We start from the raw sequence: 18,897 nt of genomic DNA, 5'->3' as shown, positions 1-18,897 counted from the left end.
AGAGGTTAAACTAACGTAGAGGTAAGACTGACGTTTCACTAACCGAAGACAAACGTCCGTATACATAAACCAATTATGAAAGGACTTATTTCTATGTTAACCAAAGAATTTGCACAACGCGTTGAGCTAAGTGAAAAACAAGTCCGTAAAATCGTTCAACATTTAGAAGAACGCGGTTACCAGCTTAGTAAAACAGAATACCGTGGCCGTGAAGCTACTGATTTCCAAGAAGAGGATATCGAACTTTTCCAAGATATTGCGGAAAAAGTTAAACAAACGAATAGTTATGACTTAGCTTTCGATGAGCTAGAAAAAGAAAAAGATTTTTTACAAGTACTTGTAAAAGAAGACAATAACCATTTACCAACTGATCAAAATGTTTCTCAACTCGTAGATGATTTACGTTCTGAAATTCAGAAGATGCGTGATGAACGTCAAATGCTTGGTCAAATGATTAACCAAGTACATCAACAGCAAACTGAATTACGTGAAATGCAGGAGCAAATCACAACTAAATTAGATTCAAATACAGAATCATTGAAAGCCATTCAAACATCAACAGACGAAATCAAAACAACACAAAATGCAATCCAAGATTCACAACAAGAACAAACAAGTATTGCACAAGCAAATGTTGAAACAAATCATATCAGTGCTGACCAAAGTACTACAACAGCTAGTACTAAAGACATACTGACTGACACTACAACAGAACAAACACATGCACACACTAACGAAATTACTAATAACACTTCTGAAGATAAAGACAATACTTCAGCCCAAGTACAAACAGAAGATACTGAAATTACAGCAGTAAGCGAACAACCATCTGTATCACCTATTACTGAAACAAAAGCAGATGATACGCATACACCTAATGATTCAACTAGCAGCAATGAATCAAAAGATGTAACGATAGATGATCAAACAACAACTGATACTGCAACAATTCAAAGTGATAGCGTATCGGAAGATGACCAAACATACACATCAAATGAAGACGTTGCGACGGCTACATCAGATAATCAAACATACACATCACCTGTTACAAATGAACAACCAAAAGAAGAACGTAAGGGCTTCTTCGCTAAATTATTTAATTTATAATATCAATCACTCTATATAAACCATTCCATTTTATTGGAATGGTTTTTTTATCTACTCAATTAACCTCATCAAACATCGTCTTAAATAAGGTCCCCCCCACTCTATTTCGTCAATGTGAAGCATTTAAACGCACGCAATTATTGTCAGAAAATAAAGTCATTTTAATTTTATAAATTTATTGAGTAATAAGCTTGAATATTATTGAATTTGCTACTATCCTTAGTAGGCGTATCGGATTACAAAAATATTAAAAAGAAAGTGTGGGTCCTTATTTATGTTATTAACTATTCTAAACATTATTATTTTCGTGGCCTTCCTCATCGTATTATATGCAATGAATAAAAGACATGTTTCATTTCCAAAACGTGTCTTTACTGCATTAGGTATCGGTATCGTTTACGGTATTGTCATCCATCTTATTTACGGTGTGGACTCTAGCATAACTAAACAGACAACAGACTGGTTTAGCATCGTTGGAGATGGCTACATCGCATTACTACAAATGATAGTCATGCCATTAATCTTTATTTCTATCGTGTCAGCATTCACTAAAATTAAAATTGGCGATAAATTTGCTAAAATTGGTATTTATATTTTCACATTTTTAATTGGTACAGTTGCCATTGCGGCAATTGTAGGTATTATTTCAGCACTTGTATTTGGCTTAGATGCTTCAACAATCGATTTAGGAAATGCTGAAAGTTCACGTGGTAGTGAAATCGCAAGCCAAGCTAAAGATATGTCAGCCAATACATTACCTCAACAAATCTTAGAATTATTGCCAAGTAATCCATTCTTAGATTTCACAGGTCAACGTACGACATCAACCATTGCAGTCGTTATCTTTGCCGCATTCATTGGTTTCGCCTTTTTACGTGTTATGCGTAAACAACCAGAAAGTGGTAATTTATTAAAACGTGGTATAGATGCTCTATATGCCTTAGTGATGGCAATTGTAACGTTTGTCTTACGCTTAACACCTTATGGTATTTTAGCTATTATGACATCAACTATTGCGACAAGCGACTTCGCCGCCATATGGACGCTAGGTAAATTTGTAATAGCATCTTATGTAGCGTTAATCGTTATGTATATTATTCATCTCGTGATTATTTCTGGTATTGGATTAAATCCTGTTACATTCGTTAAGAAAACTGGGGAAGTCTTACTTTTCGCCTTTACTTCACGTTCAAGTGCAGGTTCTTTACCACTTAATGTACAAACACAGACAAATCGTTTAGGCGTCCCAGATGGCATTGCAAACTTCGCCGCTTCATTCGGTTTATCTATTGGTCAAAATGGCTGTGCTGGTATTTATCCAGCAATGCTAGCTGTTATGGTCGCTCCAGCAGCTGGTGTTGAGGTTAATCTACAATTTATATTAACGGTCATCAGCGTCGTTGTGATTAGTTCATTCGGAGTTGCTGGCGTAGGTGGCGGTGCAACATTTGCATCTATCTTAGTACTTTCAACATTGAATTTACCAGTTGCACTTGCAGGTGTACTTATCTCTGTAGAACCATTAATTGATATGGGACGTACGGCGTTAAATGTAAATGATTCTATGCTAGCAGGTACAGGTACTGCAAAACTCACAAATAATTTAGACAAAGAGACTTACAATTCAAATGAATACGGTGAAATTACTGCCAATAGTTAATTTGATTTACAAAATATCAACTGCTTAAACTATTGTCCTCTAATTACTTCGCTGATTATAAATAAAAGGTTGGAACCCATCGCGCACACTTAACGTAACATTACGTCAGGTCGTTGCAGAGGGTTCCAGCTTTTTTTATTTCAAAATATCTTCAAATCATTTGATCTCTATAACACTTTTATACATGAACACAGAAAACATTGATTTACTTAACACAGTTAGCACTCACCTGCTTGTCTAATGCCCATTTTATCTATACATAAAAAACTTCTGGAGTGTTTATTAATCGTTAAATTAACAAACACTCCAGAAGCCAACGTAAATTATTTACTTAAAAGTCAACTTATTATACAGGCTTGAACGGTCCCCACGTTATTTTTTGCTTGCTGTCTAACGGGAGCCCATCAATAGCTTTGGACACATCATCGAACCACTTCAAAAATGCAGGATCTTTATCTAATTGTGCTTCAACACTATCCTGTGTTATATCATGTAAATACCACGCTTTACTTTCAAACTCAAATTGAATTTGAGAATAAGCTATCCTTGTCATATCTACACTATCATATAAGCAATTTACTTGTTTTACTATATTAGGCGCTTGAGAAATCAAGTTATGTGAAATTTCTCTTTTATGATCTTCATCATCTAAATCATTCCACATTCTAAGTTGCCCATCCATTTGGAAAAAAATATCCATACTAGACGCTTTTTCTTCAAAAGACAACAAAATAAAAATGCGCTCGGCTGTGTGATCCACGGAATTCATCGTACCAACCACAAGCTTTTGAGCCACCTTCACCCAATAATCCTGCACTTCATCAGGGGTTAGTTTGCTAGTAGAAGAATAGATGTATCTATCACTTGAATTCCGATGATCTATCGCATGTACCTTTTTACTAAATAACCTATTAAACATACTCAACAGAACCAACCCCTTCCTTTTGTAAATTAACTAAATAACCTTATATTTTAAATAATAACAACGAGACGTTCAAACCTTAATCGCCTATTTTTTAATAAAGCCGGCCTTATTTAATTGTTCCAACATATCTAATCTTTGTTTAGAACTCATAAAGTTAGAAATTTGATTAGACCATGTTTCAGAACGTTCACCATTCGTACGCGCCTGATAGTATTCACTTACTGTTTGGTCATATAATTTTAACGCTTCTCGTTGTTGCTCTTTGTCAGTATTATATCTATCTTGATGGAAAACGTGTTCAAACGGTAAACGTGGTTTAGGACTACCATCTTCATCATCTTCTGGTACACCCAGTGCCATACCAAAAAGTGGGAAAGTATGCTCAGGTAAATTTAATACTTCTCTAACTCTTTCTATATCATTTCTTAAAGAACCTAAATAAACGATTCCATAGCCCATGTCTTCAGCTGTAGCTGCAATATTTTGTGCTACTAAAGTTGCATCAATTGTTCCTACAAGTAAACCTTCTGCTGATTCAAATGATGTTTCCATATTACTTTTTGATTCTTCATTAATGATAGAATGTCTGTAATAATCCATTACAAAAACAAATAAGTAACCATTTTCCACAACATATGGTTGACCCGAAACTTCTTTTAAATCTTCTTTAATTTCAGGATCCTGTACACCAACGATAGAATAAGTTTGTAAATAGCTAGATGTAGATGCGCTTTGCCCTGCTTCTACAAGTTGTTTAATATGCTCTTCTGAAATTGGCTCTTTTTTAAAACTTCTCACCGAATGATGTTTTTTTAATAAGTTATAAACATGTTCAGACATGAAATCCTCTCCTCTTTACGTAGAAATTATATTCATATCTTAACAGACACACACATCGATTGCTTATATTATGTTTACCCATTTTTCCCCACCATTAAAAGGAAAACAGTAAATTAAATTTTAATAATACAGCACAAAATATTAATCGGAATTTCGAAAACGCTTCCTCACAAGGTGCGTATATAGATAACAATTTTATTTACTGAAAATAATAATTATCTATAGAAATAGTATCGCTAAATACAACTATATAGTTCCAGCTCAATTAAGTGTAAATGTTTCCTTTTAGTTTTTTGTGGAAAACAAAAATTGTGATAACTAAAAATTTAAATGTGGGGGGATTTTTTTGAGTAATAAAAAACAAAATCAATTAAATGAAGTTACGAAAAGCAATGACGATAAAGCAATGACAACAAATAATGGCGTTAAAGTTAGCGAAGACGAAAACACCTTAACAATTGGAGAACGTGGACCTAGTCTATTAGAGGACTTTCATTTCAGAGAGAAAATAATGCACTTCGACCATGAACGTATTCCTGAACGCATCGTCCACGCAAGAGGATTTGGCGCACACGGTGAATTCCAAGTTTACAAAGATTTATCCGAATATACTTCTGCCGATTTTCTTACTCAACCTAATAAAACGACACCCGTGTTCGTTCGCTTTTCCACTGTACAAGGTTCAAAAGGTTCACCAGATACCGTTAGAGATGTACGTGGTTTTGCAACTAAATTTTATACTGATGAAGGTATCTTTGATTTAGTTGGTAACGACATCCCCGTATTTTTCATTCAAGATGCTATTAAATTCCCAGATTTAATCCATGCAGTTAAGCCTGAACCACATAACGAAATGCCCCAAGGTGGTTCTGCTCATGATACCTTTTGGGATTTCTTCGCACAAAATCCTGAAACAACACACACAACAATGTGGGCAATGAGTGATCGTGGTATTCCTAAAAATTTTAGACAGATCGAAGGATTCGGCGTACACACTTTTCGTCTTGTTAATAGTCAAGGACAGTCTCATTTTGTTAAATTCCATTGGAAGCCACTGCATGGTTTGGAATCACTCGTTTGGGATGAAGCGCAAATATTACATGGCAAAGATGTCGATTTCCATCGTAAAGACTTATATGAATCTATTGAAAAAGGGGATTACCCTGAGTGGGAATTTGGTATCCAAGTGATTCGTCCTGAACAAGAATTTGATTTTGATTTCGACATTTTAGATCCTACAAAGATTTGGCCGGAAGATCAAGTACCGGTTCAAAAAATAGGGAAAATGACACTTAATAAAAACGTCACTAATGTCTTTGATGAAACAGAACAAGCCGCTTTCCATCCTGGACATATTGTTCCTGGCATTGACTTTTCAAACGATCCATTATTACAAGGTAGATTATTCTCATACACTGACACACAAATTTCAAGATTAGGTGGTCCAAACTTTAACCAAATACCTATTAATCGACCAGTAAACGAAGTGCACAACAATCAAAGAGATGCAATGCATCAAACGAATATCAATAAAGGCCAAGTTGCTTATCATAAAAATGCACTAAACAATAATGATCCTCATACTACAGCTAAAGAAGATGGTGGTTATGAGCATTATCAAGAAAAAGTTGAAGGCCATAAAATTCGTCAACGTAGTGAGAGTTTTAAAGACTATTATAGCCAACCTAAGCTTTATTTGAATAGCTTAAGTAAAGATGAATACGACCATACTGTCGATGGTTTTTCATTCGAAATTGGTATGTGCAATTCTATTATGGTCAAACAAAATGCAGTGAACCAACTCAATAAAGTGGATCGCGAACTAGCTGAACGTGTCGCCAAAAATGTCGGCGTAGAAGTCCCAGAGTCAAACGAGGAAGTTGACTCTAACGCTAAAGACAGTCAATTGACTATGGAAAAATATGACATACCTTTACCAGGTCATTCAGTCGCTGTCTTAATTAATGGGAACATTGATATAGAAACTTTAAAATTATATGCCCAAACATTCACAGAAAATAAATTGAACTATGCCTTTGTAGGGCAACACCCTAAAAATATCAGTGAATCATTCGGTATAACTGAAACATTTGATACAGCTCATCCAACGTTATTCGACAGCATTATAGTATTATCAGATGGTAGCGATATCCTTCCATCTGTAGAAGAATTTACAGAGCTCACATATAAGCACAATAAACCATTAATTTTAAATCAAAATGCAGCTCAAGTGTTATCTAAGTCTAATGCTAAAATATCATTAGAGGCTGCAGGTGTCTTTGTTTCAGACCGCCCTCAAACAATTTCTCAAGCTTTTAATAGAGCAAGATATTGGGACAGATAAGTTGAATTCACATCACTCAGCTGACTAAGTATCATACTTAGTCAGCTTTTTTACTGCGTCCAGATTACTACATCTCATACCCAATGACGGATTTACGCCCTATTTTAATAACAATCGTGTCCAATCTTCTCAATTTCATATGTTTAGTTGAGAATTAAACGGATATTCAATATGTAGTAAGCCTACATGTTTCATGTAAATGCTTTCTTAATTATATATAGATTAAATAACCTATTATGCCGTATACTCTAAATATATGGCGTTATTTTGTCGTTTCTATTATGTGAGTTTCCATTGTTGACGAATCATTCTGGAAATGTGATAATAGAAAACGAAAGATTAGAATTATTATAATTAAGTAATTATGATAATCTAATTTAATTTAATTTAACTTAAAAATCAGGAGGATGTTTTTATGTCTTTAATTAATAAAGAAATTGTACCATTCACAGCTAATGCTTATGATCCAAAGAAAGATGAGTTTTTTGAAATCTCAGATGAAAATCTAAAAGGTTCATGGAGTGTTGTTTGTTTTTACCCAGCAGACTTTTCATTCGTATGCCCTACTGAATTAGAAGATTTACAAGGTCAATATGACAAATTACAAGAATTAGGTGTAAATGTATATTCAGTTTCAACTGATACACACTTCGTACACAAAGCTTGGCACGACCATTCAGAAGCTATCAACAAAATTCAATACACTATGATTGGTGATCCTTCACAAGCTATTACTCGTAATTTCGATGTATTAGATGAAGAAGCTGGTCTTGCACAACGTGGTACTTTCATTGTAGACCCAGATGGTATTGTACAAGCAGCTGAAGTTAACGCTGACGGTATCGGCCGTGATGCTAGCACGCTAGTACACAAAATTAAAGCAGCACAATATGTACGTCAACACCCAGGCGAAGTTTGCCCAGCAAAATGGGAAGAAGGTTCAGAAACATTACAACCTGGTCTTGACTTAGTAGGTAAAATCTAAGGAGGCATTGATTTAAATGCTTGATGATCAGCTAAAATCACAACTAAAACAATTATTACAATTAATGGAAGGTGACGTTGTCTTAAACGCTAGCATTGGCTCAGATGACAAATCTAAAGAATTAAAAGAATTATTAGATGAAGTATCTGCCATGTCACCTCACATTACTATAGAAGAAACTAAGCTAAAACGTACACCTAGCTTCTCAGTTAATACACCTGACACAGAAACAGGTATTACGTTCGCTGGTTTACCAATGGGTCACGAATTCAACTCACTTGTCCTTGCTTTATTACAAGTAAGTGGACGTGCGCCTAAAGAAGAACAATCTGTAATCGATCAAATTAAAGCATTAGACCGCCCGCTACATTTTGAAACTTATATTAGTTTGACTTGCCAAAAATGTCCCGATGTGGTTCAAGCTTTAAACTTGATGAGTTTATTAAATCCTAATATTACTCATTCTATGATTGATGGTTCTATTTTCAGAGAAGAATCTGAAGATATCATGGCTGTCCCAGCTATTTTCCTTGATGGAGAAGAGTTTGGTAATGGACGTATGACTATTCAAGATATTTTAACTCAGTTAGGTAGTCAAGCAGACCCAGCAGAATTTAACGACAAAGATCCGTATGACGTACTTATTGTCGGTGGGGGTCCAGCAAGTGGTAGTGCAGCAATTTATACTGCGCGTAAAGGATTACGTACAGGTATTGTAGCTGATCGTATTGGCGGCCAAGTTAATGATACTGCTGCGATTGAAAACTTTATCACGGTCAAAGAAACAGATGGTCCTAAATTCTCATCTGCGCTTGAAGACCATATCAATCAATACAATGTCGACGTAATGACAGGTATTCGTGCGAGTGATATCGAAAAAACTGATAATGGCATTGTTGTCACTTTAGACAATGGTGCTCAATTACAAAGTAAAACCGTTATTATTTCTACAGGTGCACGCTGGCGCAAGCTAGAAGTTCCTGGTGAAGAGGCTTTAATTAATAAAGGGGTAGCATTCTGTCCACATTGTGACGGACCTTTATTTGAAAATAAAAACGTTGCTGTTGTCGGTGGTGGAAATTCTGGCGTAGAAGCTGCAATTGATCTTGCCGGTATTGTAAAACATGTTACTTTACTTGAACGTAATGCAAACCTTAAAGCAGATAACGTGTTACAAGAGCGTTTAAATTCGTTACCTAACGTAACAGTAATTAAAAATGCTCAAACAACTGAAGTACTTGGAGACGATGCAGTTACTGGCATTAATTATCAGGATAAGGCAACCGGCGAAGATCATACTTTAGAACTTGAGGGTATTTTTGTTCAAATTGGTTTATTACCGAATACAGAATGGTTAAATAACTATGTAGAATTAAACCAAGGTAATGAGATTATGATTGATCGTAAAAATGCAACAAGCATCCCTGGCATTTTCGCAGCAGGTGATGTTACTGATGATCGTAATAAACAAATCATTATATCTATGGGTGCCGGCGCAAACGCAGCCTTAAATGCATTTGATTATATCATTAGACATTAATCATTCCCTATCTTTACCGTGATGATTTATAGCAACTATAAATACATTGCTTCTTAAGCTACCACCAAGTCATAAGACTTGATGGTAGCTTTTTTGTGTATACTTTCCTATGAACATAGATGATGACACGTCAGCATCTTAATTAGTTTCTTGATTCTATAAAAGAATGTATTTTGTTCAAAAGATTGTGCGTTTATTATTTAATAGAGCATTCAAATCGATAGCGCTACATGATACGCTTAAGTTATAATTTTTAAGAACGCGTTTAAACATTTAACATGGCAGTGTTATATTCGCATAACTATGACTAAAGGAGCAATAGTAATTTATGAAGAAAAGTATACTTTTAACGTTGGTATTGGTACTAAGCGTTATTCTATCAGCGTGTTCAAATAGCGATCCAGACGACGACAATCAAGATCACAATGAAAAACATGCACCAAAAAATGTGAAAAAAGTAACGGAAAAAGATATCTTTAAATCAGATAAACAAGGCGAAACAATTAGCGAAGCCGAAATGAACAAAGCAATCAAGAAATATTTAGATGTCAATTCAGATATCATCGATAATAAATATCTTATGCAATACAAATTAGATAAACAGTCCGCTTCAGATACTAAAATAACGGATAAACAAGCAAAATATCTATCAGAACTATCACACAATGCGATTAAGAATGACGTACGTTTTAAAAAGTTCGTAAAAAACAACAAATTACCAAAGGGCTATAAAGAAAATGTTGATCGTATTATCACCTACTTCACTTCTTTAAATACCACAATTAAAAATGCAGATGAAGATGTAGAACAATTAGACTATCAACCTCAGAATGAATTAAATGTCGTTGATGTTTCTACAAAATACGCTGGAGATGTTAACGGAAAACAACAAGATAAAATCAAAAAATTCTTAAAAGATAAAGGTATTAAATCAGATGCTGTAGATAAATAAACCTCAGCCGTCCTTTGGAGCATTATCATTTAACTGACATATTACAAAATGATGACATGCCAATTTACGCTATTAACACAGCGTTGACGCAATTCATCATTAAATAAGTCACCTATGTTGACTTATTTTCGTAAAAAACCTTACATAATTGTAAGGTTTTTTAATATGATATCTCTGTTTTTTTCAAAGTTAGATTTGTTATGATAAATACAAGTTAAATAACAAATCAATAGAAGCACAGCCACTCGTTAATCATTTTAAGGAGGCTCCCCCTATGGTACTCACAATTCTGTTAGGTGCAATGGCTGCTGTCTTCATAGCTTATAATCTCTTTGAGAAGCAAGAAAAGGATGGCGTCGTTTCTTTTAAAACGATTGCGCTAAGTGTTACCTACGTCATACTAGCCGTTATTGTTGGCAGCTTTTTAGACAATATCAATACTTTATTTCAAGGATTTCATGAAAGCTTAACAGCAGCTAAAAGATACTAACCTGAACTTACATATTTTGTAGTTCAGGTTTTTTTATTAATAAAATCTATTAAGTTCTTAAAAATCATTTTTCAACTTCGATAGGCACGCAATTTTCAACCTTTTTATCAACTGCGGTCTCCTCTGTTTCATATCCTAAATATACTAGGATACAACGGATAACCACTTGATGTGCAACAATAGCAATAGATTCTAACGACGTATCAATCTCTTCTTCAAAAAATTGCGCTACCCGATTTAGAACATCTCTATAACTTTCCCCTTCTGGCGCCTTTTGTGTAAAACTATGACGAAATGAACGATAATTATCATCATTAAAGTAAAGTTCATAATCCGGATTATGCTCTATCTCTTTTACTTTTACACCCTCAAATGCCCCTAAAGAACGTTCTCTTAACAATGACGTTACATGTGCAGGTATATCCTTATCAAATATTGCATTATATGTCTGTCTTGTTCGTGTTAAATCAGATAGATAAATATAATCAATTTTCTTTTTTTCAAAGTAATGTTGTAATAGTTGCGCAGAATGTGTACCTTTCTCGGTTAAAGATACATCTAATTGTCCACAAAAATAATCATTCCCATTTTTCTTATCATAGTTCGATTGTGATTCCCCGTGCCTTATCAAATAAATTTTCATATGTTTATGCCTCTTTTCTTTAATATATACGTGGTTTAATACATATCTTATATCTTTTCAAACACACTAAGCAATACATAACAATACTGTCATATGAAGCGATCAACCTTTATCTTAATTTATACTCTTGTTACTATTATATATGAGGTGATAAATATGAATGAACAAAACTTTCATAATGATACACAAGGCGGACGTGTATTAGCTGCAATCAGTTATTTTAGTATATTCTTCGCACCAATTATCGTTCCAATTATTATATGGATTTTAGCAGATAAACCCGCTGCCACACATGCTGCTAAATCATTGCTCTATCATATTATAACGTATGTAGGACCAATCGTATTAGTTATTGGTGTTGCATCAGGTTCAATGATGTTCGATCAACAGAACACAGCCATTGCGATTGTTACATTAATAATAGCCATTATTTTAATAATCATCACAATTTGGTATACTATCAAAAATGTTTATCGCGGTGTTAAAGTGCTTATATCTGAAAAAGCATACTTCCGTCCTTAATGATTAGCTATATTTTAGCAGTTAACACCAATCGATTACTTTGGCTAAGCATCTTTTTCAATCGATATAGAGGGTCTTTATTAATATAATTATGACAATATCGGTAACTTTAAATATCTGGGTATACGAATGCCATGTTATCACTTATGCTTATGAAAAGGAGAGATAACAATGAAGAAGAAATTAACAGTATCTTTAATTAGTGCATTAGTTATCATTGGTGTTGTCGTAACTGTAATGATGCTACTCTCTAGTCAAAAAAGTACATACTATGGTTACATGGCGAACGCTACAACTGCTGAAAAAGTAGTGAGTGAAAAAGATGGGCTTGTCACTGACAATATCAAATTAAAACACGACGAAAGCTTCAAACCTAAAAAAGGTGATTTTGTTAAATTGGTATCTAAAGATGATGGAGAAACCTTTTACAAAAAAGAAGTCGTTAGCCACGATGATATTCCTCATGGATTAATGATGAAAATCCATGAGATGGATATGTAAGGCATTTCAATCTAAAAAAGAACTGGAAAATCCACACGTTGAGTGTGTTTCCAGTTCTTTTTTTATTACATTATACAATTACAAATTTATAACGACTTAAGCCGCTCAAACTTAATGTTAATCACGTGTCTTTTTATCCCTAAAATATAGTAGCGCTTCTATTATAAATACGACGAGGATAGATAATCCAAATAATGGCATTAACAGACCTAGTATGACAAGTACGATAATTAATGAAATAGACATTGGTTTTTGAACTCTTACAGGTACTTTAACTTTACGATTCCCCATACGTTTAATCCACGACGTTAATCCTAGTCCAATTGCAACCAACAACGCTACACAAATAAGTAGGTTAATAACTTTATTGGCAACACCAAATAAATGCCCTTCATGTAATGGAATACCCCATGTAAACCATTTGCCTATCACACCATATTCTTGGTACTTCACTTCCCCTAAATTTTCCCCGCTATATTGGTCTAAATACAGCGTTTTTTCATCATAAGGTGATACATCCAATCCTGTTACGCCGGTGTTACTACCTTTAGATACTGTAAACGCTGCTTCTGCTTTTGCTGGATAAACTATCGAATAAGGTTTGGTTATATGTTCTTTTTTAGCTTGTGCTATTACTTTATCAATCGTAATTTGGTGTTGGATTTTTGTATTTGGTATCTCACCGCTACCATGGTGCGCTGACGTTTCTTTAGATGCCGGTTGTTGGTTACTACGTGTAGCCCATGGTATTTCATTCACATCGGACTTAGGAGGGTTTACAGCCAGCTCTGATTGTCCTAACGTACCAGAGTTATCCATAATACCAGCTATTTTAGCCCCCATAAAACCTGACCACGGTAAGCCAGTAAGCACTAAAATAAATAATGGTATTGCTATAATTAGACCTAATATACCATGCCATTTCTGAAATTTTAATTTTTTACTTTTATTTGAAATTAGCTTTTTCTTAATAAGCATATAGCTTCCAGATATAATCATGAAAATTGTCCAACATGCAGTAAGCTCTACTAAATAATTAATAAAAGTATTTTCAGTAAATAGTGAACTATGAATATTTCTCATTACATTTGCATATGTATGTTTAGCATTTTGATCGGCTACGATTTGATTATGCTCATCTAGAAATACATACCTTTGATTTCCAGCCATGTCATCCAAAGTAATTCTATTATTATACGGTTCTTCCAATATACTGACTTTACTAATATAAAACCCTTCAAACTTCTCCTCTACTTGTTCCACAGCTTGATTCATTGTTTGGTGTTGTTGGTTAGAACTGTTGCCAAAGAACTCTGTCTTATACACATTATTTTCCACCTCTTGAAAGAACAGAAAACCAATCCCCGATATTGTTAATGTAATTAATAACGGTGTTATAAATAATGCTGCATAAAAATGAAGCCTTTGCATTGGGTTAAATATATTTTTCAAATTGTCTCTCCCCTTTCTCTTTTATTATTATAAATAAATAAAAAATTTAATATGTAGATAAATTATGACTATTAGTTCAAAAATCGAAATAAATCATCGTTCTTTTTATAGTTATTGACACTTAACATGAGTATTTATAAATTTTAAACATAGTAAAGAAGTTTATTAAAAATAGAAAAAGGCACCTCCCAACGTGAGGCACCTCTTTCTATTTAACATTACAAAGTAATAAGCTAAGTATATTAGCTGTTTTTACTGAACAATAAATTTATTGATAAACCGATCAAAACTGCACCTATGGTATAATCGAAAGCTGCTTTTACTTTGCGATTAGCAAATAATAATTTAATATATTGAAATATGAATACACAAAAAATAAACCATAGTAAAATAACAGTTGTCACAATTGCCGACAGTATTGCAACTTGAGATGATACGCCATCACCCGTTGTTATAAATTGTGGCAAGATACTTATATAATATAATAATGCTTTAGGATTTAATACTGTACTAAAGAAACCTTGACGATAAGAATTCAAATAGCTCAATTGTCTTGACTGCAATTGAGTTGTAGAAAAATTCATGCCTTGGCGCGCAGCAATGATACTTTTTACGCCTAAATAAATAAGATAACATGCGCCTAAAATTTTAATTGTGACAAACACATAGTACATATTTGCTAAAATAAATATAATTCCAAATACTGCAAGTAATGAATAAAAAACATGCGCGGTTGTAATACCTAACGCAGCCATGGCACCATTACCTTTTCCTGCTACAATAGAATTCTTCATAACTACGAAAAAATCTGGACCAGGAACAATAATAATCATTAATGTAATTGTTATAAATGCAGCGAGCCCTTCCATCATACACACCTCCAGATTGATTTAATAATATCAATTCATTCATATTATCACAATACTCCTTCGGCAATCTATGTGGTAATGAAAACCAATTCGTACAACACTTTCATTGAACACGACTGTGAAACTTGTTATATTATAGATGTAGTTGAAAATCAACTACTAGTCTTTTATATTCATGAACATATTACTCTTAGGCGACACAAATGTGTCGTCTTTTTTTAACTCATTTTATATTCATAAATCAGCTTAGCTAAGTAGTTTTAAGCCGATTGTACTACCTAGTATTACTGCGATACATGCAATTCTTTTGATATCCTTTGATTCTTTATATAAAATCATTCCTAATACTGCACCACCAACAGCCCCTATACCTGTCCACACTGCATAAGCTGTACTCATCGGCAGTTGATCCATAGCCATAGACAATGCTATAAAACTTAAAGTAAAACTTCCTATAAGCCCTAATAGCGCTAACTTTCTTTGCGTATTTACAAATGCATTCAAGAATGTAATTCCAATCATTTCAAAAAGTCCTGCAAATATAAGAACAATCCAAGCCATTATGCTTCTCCTCCTTCTTTTGATGTAACTAATTTCAAGCAAATCACGCCTCCTAAAAGTGTCAAAATCAATATAATTTGCCCGTAATTCACTGCTTTACCAAATACAACAAAATCTAATAAAGTTACACCCGTTGTCCCTAAACCAACAAATATTGCATATGCTGTACCAACCGGTAATATTTTTGAAGCCTTAATTAACAAATAAAAGCTCATAAATATAGCGATTATTGTTAAAATCCATTCTAAATTCGTAGTCGCATGGTTTAGACCAACCACCCAAGCTACTTCAAAAATAGATGCAATGATAATTTTCAACCAATTCATTATAATGTCCTCCTTCATAACAAAAAGCCTGAGAGATAGCTATTACTACTATCTCCCAGGCTTTTATCCTTCCGTGTCACATATAAGATGTGGCTTCCTCTCGGACCAGACCAATCATTAACGTCGCGGAACCCTAGAAAGCATTTATTTAATTCCTTGTATCATATCAAAGTACATCGTCAATATCAATCCAAACCTTTATATTGTAATAATTATTATTTATAGATATTCATTTTATACTTTCCGCTTTAAAAATCCGCTCTAAATTATAATTATTTTAAAAAGATTAAGCATAATGCTCCACATTTTACTTATTTTATTGTATAATTAGCATTACATTGTAATAATTATAATGTAATAAATGAGAGTGTGAAATACATTCTCAACTAAATAAAAATTAAAAGTGAGGGATTCCTATGCAACTATTAAATTATAAAATGCATAATGACGAATTAATTGCTACTGTCCTTTCCGATAAAAAGCAACTATTCAAATATACTTTCGATGTCACAACGCCAGAGTACGAAATTTTAGATGTACTAGAAGAAATAAATGACTACGTGGATAATGGTCACCATCCTCTAGGTTGCTCATTATTGAAAAATTATACGTATGAGGACGTGAGTCACCATTCTTTACAAATTTAATACCACACCAAAAAACTGAGTATAACTGTTCACTTTTAAACAGTATACTCAGTTTTTAATTTCTTATTCGAATACATAACCATGCCCGTTTTCAATTTGCGAAACCCTAACGATTCGTAAAATTTTTCGCTGCTATACATTGAAATTAAATGTATACACGACAATTCTCCTAGTCGTTTAATCATTAATTCCATAATATTTTTCCCTATCCCTTGTGATTGATACTTCACATCTACGACCACATCATATATCGCTGCATTAAAAACATCATCTGATAACGCTCTTGCAAAACCTACAACATTACCATCTTTTTTCGCTATAATGACGTGTGTGCTCATATTAAATATCGTTATAATGTCTTCTTGTGTATGTCCTTCCCAACCGTTCGAATGATATACATGCATCATTTCATCAACGTCATTGATATTGAATTGATATTCATATACTATATCCATATCAAATGCCCCCTTAAAAAGTCTACTATTTCAATATAACTTCAATAATATTGACTAACTCTATTGGCTTTCATCATAATCATTTTCCTGTCTACCAAGTTTAACATGTTTAATTTCGAAAAAATATTTTATATTTAATTTCACTATTATAATGCTCGTTTCTAAAATTCCTATATTAATCATTTTAGAAATATCCCTATCATGTTACAGCGTTAGTATGTACTACGTAACGGGTATTGATATAACACAAGGGTTTTTACCATGCAATGATGGCTAAGGAGGGACGCAAAATGTGGTTTGTCGCAGTGTTACTCATTCTCATTGGCGTCGTGTTGCTTGTATTAAATAAATTAACTCCCAAAAAGGAAGGCGTAAGTAAAAAGCAAAGTTATATCAGTATTGGTGTAGTATGTTTAATTGTAGGTGCTTTCCAACTTGTAGGGCAGATTATTAAATCTTTATTGTAATAAAGATCAACATATAAAAAGACTGGGATATAATTGTTTTCCCAAAACAATTATATCCCAGTCTCTTTTCATGAAACGATTATAGTTAGTTCATGTACAATTATAAATTAAATAAATCATTGAATGACTCAATCATCGTCGGATGCGTATAAATGCTATCTTTTAAAATTTTATATGATATCTTTTGATCTATTGCCAATTTTATTAAATTAATTATTTCTTCCGATTGTTGACCATAGAGGGACACACCTAAAATCTCTTCTGTATCTTTGTCTACCACCGCTTTGAACAATCCTCGAGTATCGTTATTAATTTTATGTCTTGGAATTGTATTAACAGGAATCGCATTCTCCAATATATTATACCCTTGCGCTTTCGCTTCAACCGCTGTCAACCCTACACGTGATAAGGGAGGATCTATAAATACGGTATAAGGAATAACACCTCGATTTTCAGTAGAGCGCTGACTGTCACCAAATAACTGATCTTTAACGATTCTGAAATCATCTAAAGAAACATAAGTAAACTGCATGCCACCTTTAACATCACCTATTGCATATACATGCGGTACGTCTGTTAGCAGATATTCATTCACACTAATTTCTCCATGTTGTCCAAGAACGATATCTGTGTTTTCAAGTCCCAAATCGACGTTTGGCTTACGTCCTGTAGCCAAGAGTACTGCTTCTGCTTCATATTCTCCCTTAGTAGTATGAACCATGGTGCTATTTTCACCGTCTTCAAAGCGTTCTGTATTTACATCAAGCACGACATCAATACCTTTATTTTTTAAATCTGATTTCACCTGCTCAACAATATCTTCATCTTCTTTAGGCATAATGTCTTCACCACGTTCAAGTACAGTTACTTTCGTACCAAAGTTTGCAAACATTGCTGCAAACTCAAGTGCAATATACCCCCCGCCAACTATCACTAAATGTTTCGGTTGTTTAGCGAGATTCATAATACCCGTAGAATCATATAAATTTTTTGAAGTTTCTACGCCTTCAATTTTTGGAATAACTGATTCAGCACCTGTATTAATAACAATATTTTCTGCCGTAATTGTTTCTATACTTTCTCCACGTTCATCGAATAAGGCAATTTCATTATTAGATTTAAATCTGGCCGTATAATCTAATACTTCTATATTTTTATCATCTGCAAGGTTCTTGTAATTTTTATTGTTTAGAGCAGTTACAACTTCTTTTTTTCTACTAAATGCTTCTTCAAAAGAACCATGCACAAGACCTTCATGAACGAGGGTTTTCGATGGAATACATCCGATATTGATACAAGTTCCACCATACATTGCTTTAGATTTTTCAATCACTGCCACTTTTTGACCTTGTGATGATGCATATTTAGCTAATGTTTTACCGCCTTTACCAAAACCCAGAATAATTAAATCAAATTTTTTCATATTAATTCTCCTTTATGCATCAATTTTTGATAAAATATTAGTTATTTTAGCATACTTAGTATAAAGCTCTTCATTTATACACTACGTTAAATATATGCCCTATTTCTTTAGAATCTAACATTCTTCACTTTTATTTAATTATATGATTACGCTAAATTTATAAATGCTAATGACATCATTATTTATGG

Annotated in this window: 20 protein-coding genes and 1 riboswitch; of the genes, 11 read left to right on the top strand and 9 right to left on the bottom strand. The window is 33.6% G+C overall.

All coding sequences use genetic code 11. The features are described 5' to 3' along the window. Positions 1-93 precede the first annotated feature (93 nt). Both BK821_RS04655 and BK821_RS04650 read left to right on the top strand, forming a co-directional pair. Positions 94-1,107 carry a hypothetical protein gene (locus BK821_RS04655; RefSeq protein WP_071331315.1) on the top strand — a complete coding sequence of 338 codons (1,014 nt, stop codon included), beginning with the start codon at positions 94-96 and terminating at the stop codon, positions 1,105-1,107. Positions 1,108-1,381: 274 nt separating this feature from the next. Continuing rightward, positions 1,382-2,767 (top strand): L-cystine transporter, encoded by a 1,386-nt coding sequence (locus BK821_RS04650; protein ID WP_071331314.1) that lies wholly within the window; start codon positions 1,382-1,384, stop codon positions 2,765-2,767. Positions 2,768-3,113: 346 nt separating this feature from the next. On the opposite strand, the gene BK821_RS04645 is transcribed toward BK821_RS04650, so the two are convergent. Further along, positions 3,114-3,686, bottom strand: coding sequence for a hypothetical protein (locus tag BK821_RS04645; RefSeq protein WP_071331359.1), 573 nt, complete (start codon positions 3,684-3,686; stop codon positions 3,114-3,116). 90 nt (positions 3,687-3,776) lie between these two features. Beyond that, positions 3,777-4,532, bottom strand: a complete 756-nt coding sequence (nfsA, locus tag BK821_RS04640; protein ID WP_046836897.1) for an oxygen-insensitive NADPH nitroreductase — start codon at positions 4,530-4,532, stop codon at positions 3,777-3,779. A 346-nt stretch (positions 4,533-4,878) separates the two neighbouring features. Between nfsA and BK821_RS04635 the strand changes: the two genes are divergently transcribed. From BK821_RS04635 to BK821_RS04615, 5 genes are all read left to right on the top strand, one after another. After that, a complete protein-coding gene (locus tag BK821_RS04635; protein ID WP_046836898.1) occupies positions 4,879-6,876 on the top strand; it encodes a catalase in 1,998 nt (665 codons plus the stop codon). 415 nt (positions 6,877-7,291) lie between these two features. Continuing rightward, complete coding sequence (gene ahpC, locus BK821_RS04630) at positions 7,292-7,861, top strand: alkyl hydroperoxide reductase subunit C (RefSeq protein WP_046836899.1); 570 nt, start codon at positions 7,292-7,294, stop codon at positions 7,859-7,861. A gap of 16 nt (positions 7,862-7,877) precedes the next feature. Next, on the top strand, positions 7,878-9,401 hold the full coding sequence (gene ahpF, locus BK821_RS04625; protein ID WP_046836900.1) for an alkyl hydroperoxide reductase subunit F: 1,524 nt from the start codon (positions 7,878-7,880) through the stop codon (positions 9,399-9,401). A 328-nt stretch (positions 9,402-9,729) separates the two neighbouring features. Then, the gene (locus tag BK821_RS04620) at positions 9,730-10,353 is read left to right on the top strand and encodes an NDxxF motif lipoprotein (RefSeq protein ID WP_046836901.1); all 624 of its coding nucleotides are present in this window, start codon (positions 9,730-9,732) and stop codon (positions 10,351-10,353) included. 274 nt (positions 10,354-10,627) lie between these two features. Next, positions 10,628-10,843, top strand: a complete 216-nt coding sequence (locus BK821_RS04615; protein ID WP_046836902.1) for a hypothetical protein — start codon at positions 10,628-10,630, stop codon at positions 10,841-10,843. Between the two features lie 64 nt (positions 10,844-10,907). Here BK821_RS04615 and BK821_RS04610 read toward each other — a convergent pair whose 3' ends face one another. Continuing rightward, positions 10,908-11,486, bottom strand: a complete 579-nt coding sequence (locus BK821_RS04610) for a histidine phosphatase family protein (protein WP_046836903.1) — start codon at positions 11,484-11,486, stop codon at positions 10,908-10,910. 156 nt (positions 11,487-11,642) lie between these two features. Between BK821_RS04610 and BK821_RS04605 the strand changes: the two genes are divergently transcribed. Then, on the top strand, positions 11,643-12,008 hold the full coding sequence (locus BK821_RS04605) for a magnetosome magnetite crystal formation protein family (RefSeq protein ID WP_046836904.1): 366 nt from the start codon (positions 11,643-11,645) through the stop codon (positions 12,006-12,008). Between the two features lie 171 nt (positions 12,009-12,179). Further along, positions 12,180-12,509 carry a DUF4889 domain-containing protein gene (locus BK821_RS04600; protein ID WP_046836905.1) on the top strand — a complete coding sequence of 110 codons (330 nt, stop codon included), beginning with the start codon at positions 12,180-12,182 and terminating at the stop codon, positions 12,507-12,509. A 117-nt stretch (positions 12,510-12,626) separates the two neighbouring features. Here BK821_RS04600 and BK821_RS04595 read toward each other — a convergent pair whose 3' ends face one another. The 4 genes from BK821_RS04595 to BK821_RS04580 form a co-directional block, all read right to left on the bottom strand. Next, positions 12,627-13,961 (bottom strand): PepSY-associated TM helix domain-containing protein, encoded by a 1,335-nt coding sequence (locus tag BK821_RS04595; protein ID WP_071331313.1) that lies wholly within the window; start codon positions 13,959-13,961, stop codon positions 12,627-12,629. 242 nt (positions 13,962-14,203) lie between these two features. Then, complete coding sequence (locus tag BK821_RS04590; RefSeq protein ID WP_071331312.1) at positions 14,204-14,830, bottom strand: LysE family translocator; 627 nt, start codon at positions 14,828-14,830, stop codon at positions 14,204-14,206. A gap of 246 nt (positions 14,831-15,076) precedes the next feature. After that, entirely contained in the window at positions 15,077-15,391 is a 315-nt protein-coding gene (locus BK821_RS04585; RefSeq protein ID WP_046836908.1) for a DMT family transporter, read from the bottom strand. Further along, on the bottom strand, positions 15,391-15,717 hold the full coding sequence (locus tag BK821_RS04580) for a DMT family transporter (protein WP_046836909.1): 327 nt from the start codon (positions 15,715-15,717) through the stop codon (positions 15,391-15,393). Before BK821_RS04580 ends, BK821_RS04585 begins: the two co-directional genes overlap by 1 nt. Positions 15,718-15,767: 50 nt before the next feature. Then, positions 15,768-15,865, bottom strand: a riboswitch (guanidine-I (ykkC/yxkD leader). A 268-nt stretch (positions 15,866-16,133) separates the two neighbouring features. Between BK821_RS04580 and BK821_RS04575 the strand changes: the two genes are divergently transcribed. Beyond that, positions 16,134-16,364 carry a hypothetical protein gene (locus BK821_RS04575; protein ID WP_046836910.1) on the top strand — a complete coding sequence of 77 codons (231 nt, stop codon included), beginning with the start codon at positions 16,134-16,136 and terminating at the stop codon, positions 16,362-16,364. A 35-nt stretch (positions 16,365-16,399) separates the two neighbouring features. Here BK821_RS04575 and BK821_RS04570 read toward each other — a convergent pair whose 3' ends face one another. After that, entirely contained in the window at positions 16,400-16,819 is a 420-nt protein-coding gene (locus tag BK821_RS04570; protein WP_046836911.1) for a GNAT family N-acetyltransferase, read from the bottom strand. A gap of 290 nt (positions 16,820-17,109) precedes the next feature. Between BK821_RS04570 and BK821_RS13450 the strand changes: the two genes are divergently transcribed. Then, a complete protein-coding gene (locus BK821_RS13450; RefSeq protein ID WP_169746239.1) occupies positions 17,110-17,286 on the top strand; it encodes a hypothetical protein in 177 nt (58 codons plus the stop codon). Between the two features lie 100 nt (positions 17,287-17,386). Here the strand turns inward: BK821_RS13450 and merA are convergent, their stop codons facing one another. Further along, positions 17,387-18,709 (bottom strand): hypothiocyanous acid reductase MerA, encoded by a 1,323-nt coding sequence (merA, locus tag BK821_RS04565; protein ID WP_046836912.1) that lies wholly within the window; start codon positions 18,707-18,709, stop codon positions 17,387-17,389. Positions 18,710-18,897 lie beyond the last annotated feature (188 nt).

The organism is Staphylococcus sp. LCT-H4 (assembly GCF_001866145.1).
Classification (GTDB): Bacteria; Bacillota; Bacilli; order Staphylococcales; family Staphylococcaceae; genus Staphylococcus; species Staphylococcus succinus.
The sequence above is the reverse complement of the archived record's forward strand: the minus strand, read 5'-3'. Positions and strand labels throughout refer to the sequence as shown.

Bases quoted from the DNA above. Each gene is read 5' to 3' on its own strand.
- BK821_RS04655 (WP_071331315.1), top strand. From the start codon at position 94: ATGTTAACCAAAGAATTTGCACAACGCGTTGAGCTAAGTGAAAAACAA.
- BK821_RS04650 (WP_071331314.1), top strand. From the start codon at position 1,382: ATGTTATTAACTATTCTAAACATTATTATTTTCGTGGCCTTCCTCATC.
- BK821_RS04645 (WP_071331359.1), bottom strand. From the start codon at position 3,686: ATGTTTAATAGGTTATTTAGTAAAAAGGTACATGCGATAGATCATCGG.
- nfsA (WP_046836897.1), bottom strand. From the start codon at position 4,532: ATGTCTGAACATGTTTATAACTTATTAAAAAAACATCATTCGGTGAGA.
- ahpC (WP_046836899.1), top strand. From the start codon at position 7,292: ATGTCTTTAATTAATAAAGAAATTGTACCATTCACAGCTAATGCTTAT.
- ahpF (WP_046836900.1), top strand. From the start codon at position 7,878: ATGCTTGATGATCAGCTAAAATCACAACTAAAACAATTATTACAATTA.
- BK821_RS04620 (WP_046836901.1), top strand. From the start codon at position 9,730: ATGAAGAAAAGTATACTTTTAACGTTGGTATTGGTACTAAGCGTTATT.
- BK821_RS04615 (WP_046836902.1), top strand. From the start codon at position 10,628: ATGGTACTCACAATTCTGTTAGGTGCAATGGCTGCTGTCTTCATAGCT.
- BK821_RS04610 (WP_046836903.1), bottom strand. From the start codon at position 11,486: ATGAAAATTTATTTGATAAGGCACGGGGAATCACAATCGAACTATGAT.
- BK821_RS04605 (WP_046836904.1), top strand. From the start codon at position 11,643: ATGAATGAACAAAACTTTCATAATGATACACAAGGCGGACGTGTATTA.
- BK821_RS04600 (WP_046836905.1), top strand. From the start codon at position 12,180: ATGAAGAAGAAATTAACAGTATCTTTAATTAGTGCATTAGTTATCATT.
- BK821_RS04590 (WP_071331312.1), bottom strand. From the start codon at position 14,830: ATGGAAGGGCTCGCTGCATTTATAACAATTACATTAATGATTATTATT.
- BK821_RS04585 (WP_046836908.1), bottom strand. From the start codon at position 15,391: ATGGCTTGGATTGTTCTTATATTTGCAGGACTTTTTGAAATGATTGGA.
- BK821_RS04580 (WP_046836909.1), bottom strand. From the start codon at position 15,717: ATGAATTGGTTGAAAATTATCATTGCATCTATTTTTGAAGTAGCTTGG.
- BK821_RS04575 (WP_046836910.1), top strand. From the start codon at position 16,134: ATGCAACTATTAAATTATAAAATGCATAATGACGAATTAATTGCTACT.
- BK821_RS04570 (WP_046836911.1), bottom strand. From the start codon at position 16,819: ATGGATATAGTATATGAATATCAATTCAATATCAATGACGTTGATGAA.
- BK821_RS13450 (WP_169746239.1), top strand. From the start codon at position 17,110: ATGTGGTTTGTCGCAGTGTTACTCATTCTCATTGGCGTCGTGTTGCTT.
- merA (WP_046836912.1), bottom strand. From the start codon at position 18,709: ATGAAAAAATTTGATTTAATTATTCTGGGTTTTGGTAAAGGCGGTAAA.